The organism is Streptomyces sp. NPDC037273 (assembly GCF_055603625.1).
This window is the reverse complement of sequence record NZ_JBVJVO010000028.1, coordinates 1-5,378: the sequence shown is the minus strand read 5'-3', so window position 1 is coordinate 5,378 and position 5,378 is coordinate 1. Positions and strand designations below refer to the sequence as shown.

The following is a 5,378-nucleotide window of genomic DNA, read 5'->3' as shown; positions in this document are numbered from 1 at the left end:
GGGATCGGGCTTAGGCCACCTATCATGCACCCCCCACCCCCCCGGGGCTGCTGGGGCTCCCTCAACGAGAGGGAACCGCGGAAACACCCCAGGTCCGTACCGGCCTCTCCTCGTCACCGCTGTCTCACGCCACGAACGACCGGGGTGACTCCGCTCCCCCGACCGCCCCCGACTCGACCAGTCGCGCGGCGGCGGCGAGCCGGGCCGCGGCCTCGTCGGCGACGGGTCCCGAGACCGTGAAGGGCAGGCGGATGAAGCCCTCGAAGGCCCCGTCGACGCCGAACCTCGGGCCCGAGGGCACGCGGACGCCGACCCGCTCGCCCGCCTCGGCGAGCCGGGAGCCGGAGAGGCCGCCGGTGCGCACCCAGAGGGTCAGGCCGCCGCGCGGCACGGCGAACTCCCACTCGGGGAGCTCCCGGCGGACCGCGGCGACGAGCGCGTCCCGGTTCTCGCGGGCCTGGTCGCGGCGGAGGGTGACGGCCTCCTCCCAGCCGCCGGTCCGCATGAGCCAGTTCACGCCCAGCTGTTCGAGGACGGGGGTGCCGAGGTCCGCGTACGCGCGCGCGGCGACCAGGGAGCGGATCACGTCGGGCGCGGCCCGGACCCAGCCGATCCGCATGCCGGCCCAGAAGGCCTTGCTGGCGGAGCCGACGGTGAGGACGGTGGATCCCGCCGGGTCGAAGGCGCAGACCGGCCGGGGCATCTCCAGGTCCTCGTCGAGGTGGAGCTCGGTCATGGTCTCGTCGACGACGAGGACGGTGCCGGCCGAGCGGGCCGCCTCCACCAGCTGCCGCCGCTGGTCCTCGTCGGCCAGCGCGCCGGTCGGGTTGTGGAAGTCGGCGACGACGTACGCGAGGCGGGGCGCGGCATCGCGCAGCACTTGGCGCCAGCGCCCCAGGTCCCAGCTGCCGAGGCCCTCGGACATGGCGACGGGCACGAGCCGGGCGCCGGCCTCCCGCATCAGCTGGAGGATGTTGGCGTACGAGGGCGACTCGACGGCGATCCGCTCGCCACGGCCCGCGAAGAGGTGGCAGATGGCGTCGATGGCGCCCATCGCGCCGGTCGTGACCATGATCTGCTCGGGCATGGTGGGGATGCCCCGGGCGGTGTAGCGGTCGGCGAGCATCTGCCGCAGGGCGGGCAGGCCGGCCGGGTAGTCCCCGTGCGTGTGGGCGTACGGCGGCAGCTCTTCCAGGGCGCCCTGGACGCCCCTGGTCAGCCAGGGCTCGGGCGCGGGGAGGGCCGCGCAGCCCAGGTCGATCATGGAGCCGAGCGCCTCCGGCGGCAGCGGTTCGAGGCCGCGCGCGGGCAGCGGGTTCCCGGCCGGCACGGCGGTCCAGCTGCCGGCGCCCCGCCGCGACTCCAGGAAGCCCTCGGCGCGCAGCGCTTCGTAGGCCGCCGCCACCGTCGTCCGGCTGACGGTCAGGGCGAGGGCGAGTTCCCGCTCGGCGGGCAGCCGGGCGGCGACCGGTACCCGGCCCTCGAGGACGAGGAGGCGGATGCCGTCGGCCAGCGCCCGGTAGGCGGGCGGCTTGCGGGCGCCGGGTCCCGCGGGCCGCGGCTGCTGCGCCTGAAGCTGCCGGGCGAGCTGCGCGGGCCCCACCGCCGAAGTCCACTGAGCCATCGAAATCAGTCCACCTTCATCGAATTGGCCATGGTTGGCGCTCGATCCCCCGCCACAGAGTGTCATGAGTCAGTCCACTACCACCACCCTGGGGGGCAGTCCCTTGTCCATCGCCTCCGGCCTCCACGGCCGGCACCTCACCCGTCGGCTCGTCCAGCTCTACGCCGGACTGACGCTGTACGGGGTCAGCTCGGCACTCCTCGTCCGCAGCGGGCTCGGTCTCGAACCCTGGGGCGTCCTCCACCAGGGCCTCGCGGAGAAGTCCGGGCTGACCATCGGGGTGGTGACGACCATCGTCGGGGCCTTGGTGCTGCTGCTGTGGATCCCGATCCGGCAGCGGCCGGGGCTCGGCACCGTCTCCAACGTCTTGGTGATCGGCCTGGCGATGGACGGCGCCCTGGTGCTGGTCCCCGAGATCCACGGCCTGACCGGACGGATCCCGCTGCTCGTCCTCGGCATCCTCCTGAACGGCATGGCGACCGGGCTCTACATCGCGGCCCGGTTCGGCCCCGGCCCGCGCGACGGCCTGATGACGGGACTGCACCGGCTGACCGGACGCTCGATCCGGCTGGTGCGGACCGCGATCGAGATCGCCGTGGTCGCCACCGGCTTCCTGCTCGGCGGCTCGGTCGGCGTGGGCACGGTCCTCTACGCCCTCGCCATCGGGCCCCTCGCCCAGTTCTTCCTGCGCTGGTTCGCCGTACCCGAGCAGGCGGCCGAGCCCGCCTCCGGGCAGGCGGACGGCCACGCCGGCGCCACCTCCGGACCGGCCGACGGTCCCACCGCGGTCGCCCCGGCGACACCGGAACACGCCATACTGCGGCCGTGACTCGCGTACCCCACCCCTATCTCGACCATCCCTCCCCCCTCGCGTTCGCCCATCGCGGCGGCACGGCGAACGGCCTGGAGAACACCGCGGCCGCCTTCCGCCGGGCCGCCGCGGCGGGCTACCGCTACTTCGAGACCGATGTGCACACGACGTCCGACGGGCAGCTCGTGGCCTTCCACGACTCGACCCTGGACCGGGTGACGGACGGCACGGGCCGGATCCGCGACCTGCCGTGGGCGGCGGTACGGGAGGCCCGGGTGGCCGGCGTGGAGCCGCTGCCGCTCTTCGCCGACCTCCTGGAGGAGTTCCCCGAGGCCCGCTGGAACGTGGACCTGAAGTCCGAGTCGGCGCTGTCCCCGCTGATCGACCTGATCCGCAGGACCGGCGCCTGGGACCGGGTCTGCGTGGGCTCCTTCACCGAGTCCCGGGTGGCGCGGGCGCAACGCCTGGCCGGGCCGCGGCTCGCCACCTCGTACGGGGTGCGGGGGGTGATCGGGCTGCGGCTGCGCTCGCTCGGCATCCCGGCGGCGCTGCGGGCCGGGGCGGTGGCGGCGCAGGTCCCTGAGCGGCAGGGCGGGATCCCGGTGGTCGACCGGCGCTTCGTACGGGAGGCGCACGCGCGCGGGCTCCAGGTCCACGTGTGGACCGTGAACGATCCGGCCAGGATGAACTCTCTCCTCGACCTGGGGGTCGATGGCATCATGACCGATCATCTGGAGACGCTGCGCGAGGTGCTCACCGAACGGGGGGCATGGGTCTGAGCGGCGTCCCGGCCACGGGGACGAACGAGGGGGCACGGCCGTGACCGCTGACACCATCGAGCCGGAGGAGTACGCCTCCGGCCCCGCCGAGCGGCGGCGCGAACAGCGGGGCTGGTACTTCTACGACTTCGCGTGCTCGGTCTACTCGACGAGCGTGCTCACCGTGTTCCTCGGCCCGTACCTGACGTCGGTGGCGCGGGCCGCGGCCGACACCGAGGGCTTCGTGCACCCGCTGGGCATACCGGTGAAGGCGGGCTCGCTGTTCGCGTACGCCGTGTCCGCCTCGCTGGTCGTCGCCATCCTGGTGATGCCGCTCGCGGGCGCGGCGGCGGACCGCACGGGCCGGAAGAAGCCGCTGCTGGCGGCAGCGGCGTACCTGGGCGCGACCGCGACGGCGGGGATGTTCTTCCTGGACGGCGACCGCTACCTGTTCGGCGCCTTCCTGCTCATCGTGGCCAACGCCTCACTGTCGGTGTCGATGGTGCTCTACAACGCCTACCTGCCGCAGATCTCCACGCCGGAGGAACGGGACGGGGTCTCGTCCCGCGGCTGGGCCTTCGGCTACACCTCCGGCGCGCTGGTCCTGATCCTGAACCTGGTGCTGTACACGGGGCACGAGTCGTTCGGGCTGACCGAGGGCGAGGCGGTCCGGATCTGCCTGGCCTCGGCGGGCGTGTGGTGGGGCGCCTTCACCCTCGTGCCGCTCCGGCGGCTCCGCGACCGGCGGATCGGTCCGGAGCGCCACGGCGTGGCCGGCGAGGGCGCGGTCGGCAGCGGCTGGCGCCAGCTCAAGGCGACCCTGAAGGACATGCGCCGGCACCCGCTGACGCTCTCCTTCCTGCTCGCGTACCTGATCTACAACGACGGCGTGCAGACGGTGATCTCGCAGGCCTCGGTCTTCGGCTCGGAGGAGCTGGGCCTCGACCAGACGACGCTCATCACGGCGGTCCTGCTCGTCCAGGTGCTTGCGGTGGCGGGCGCCCTCGGGATGGGGCGACTCGCCCGGTCGTACGGCGCCAAGCGGACGATTCTGGGATCGCTCGCGGTCTGGACGCTGATCCTGGTGGCCGGCTACTTCCTGCCCGCCGACGCGCCGGTGTTCTTCTACTGTCTGGCCGCGGCGATCGGCCTGGTGCTGGGCGGCAGCCAGGCGCTGTCGCGCTCGCTCTTCTCCCACCTGGTGCCGCGCGGCAAGGAGGCGGAGTACTTCTCGGCGTACGAGATGAGCGATCGGGGGCTCAGCTGGCTCGGTCCGCTCGTGTTCGGTCTCGCCTATCAGCTGACCGGAAGCTATCGGGATGCCATCATCTCCCTGGTGATCTTCTTCGTGGTCGGTTTCGCGCTGCTCGCCCGGGTGCCGGTGCGGCGCGCGGTGGAGGCCGCGGGGAACCCGATACCGGACCGTATTTAGACGTGGCATCGAAAGGGCGGTAGTGTACGCGTTTGGCCTGCCAGGCGGACCGTTACTGCGTGCTGCTTTGGTGAAGACACCGGGTCACATCTGCCGTCAGATGTGACAAAACGGGCACTGGTGGGTACAACAAGGGGCGGCACGACGGGCGACGCATGACCCGGCACGGGAATCTTTACCGCCGACCGGACGTTGACCGGATAACGACGACAGCGACACCTGTCCTGTGGGCGACAAGCCCGGGAGGCACGATTCATGAGTGAGCGAGCTCTTCGCGGCACGCGCCTCGTGGTGACGAGCTACGAGACCGACCGCGGCATCGATCTGGCCCCGCGCCAGGCGGTGGAGTACGCATGCGAGAAGGGACATCGTTTTGAGATGCCCTTCTCGGTCGAGGCGGAGATTCCGCCGGAGTGGGAGTGCAAGGTCTGCGGAATCCAGGCACTCCTGGTGGACGGGGACGGACCTGAGGAGAAGAAGGGCAAGCCTGCGCGTACGCACTGGGACATGCTCATGGAGCGGCGCACGCGCGAGGAGCTGGAGGAGGTCCTCGCCGAAAGGCTGGCCGTCCTGCGCTCCGGCGCGATGAACATCGCCGTTCATCCGCGAGACAGCCGCAAGTCCGCCTAGCGGACGACCGGTCGCACAACGCCGCGGGGGGGGGGGGGGGGGGGGGGGGGGGGGGGGGGGGGGGGGGGGGGGGGGGGGGGGGGGGGGGGGGGCGGCGGGGGGGGGGGGGGACAGGGGGGCGGA

General features: G+C 72.7%; 5 protein-coding genes. 4 read left to right on the top strand and 1 reads right to left on the bottom strand.

Features of this window, described 5'->3' with window-relative positions; all coding sequences use genetic code 11:
- Positions 1-124: 124 nt before the first annotated feature.
- Positions 125-1,624 carry an SCO1417 family PLP biosynthesis transcription factor gene (locus ACZ7G1_RS37780; RefSeq protein WP_470882540.1) on the bottom strand — a complete coding sequence of 500 codons (1,500 nt, stop codon included), beginning with the start codon at positions 1,622-1,624 and terminating at the stop codon, positions 125-127.
- A gap of 64 nt (positions 1,625-1,688) precedes the next feature.
- Between ACZ7G1_RS37780 and yczE the strand changes: the two genes are divergently transcribed.
- The 4 genes from yczE (at position 1,689) to ACZ7G1_RS37760 (ending at position 5,255) form a co-directional block, all read left to right on the top strand.
- Positions 1,689-2,453, top strand: a complete 765-nt coding sequence (yczE, locus tag ACZ7G1_RS37775; RefSeq protein ID WP_470882542.1) for a membrane protein YczE — start codon at positions 1,689-1,691, stop codon at positions 2,451-2,453.
- Positions 2,450-3,214: a glycerophosphodiester phosphodiesterase gene (locus ACZ7G1_RS37770; RefSeq protein WP_470882544.1), complete on the top strand. Its 765-nt coding sequence runs from the start codon at positions 2,450-2,452 to the stop codon at positions 3,212-3,214. Before yczE ends, ACZ7G1_RS37770 begins: the two co-directional genes overlap by 4 nt.
- A gap of 40 nt (positions 3,215-3,254) precedes the next feature.
- A complete protein-coding gene (locus ACZ7G1_RS37765; RefSeq protein WP_470882545.1) occupies positions 3,255-4,625 on the top strand; it encodes an MFS transporter in 1,371 nt (456 codons plus the stop codon).
- A gap of 255 nt (positions 4,626-4,880) precedes the next feature.
- The gene (locus ACZ7G1_RS37760) at positions 4,881-5,255 is read left to right on the top strand and encodes an RNA polymerase-binding protein RbpA (RefSeq protein ID WP_015032218.1); all 375 of its coding nucleotides are present in this window, start codon (positions 4,881-4,883) and stop codon (positions 5,253-5,255) included.
- The last annotated feature ends 123 nt before the right edge of the window (positions 5,256-5,378 follow it).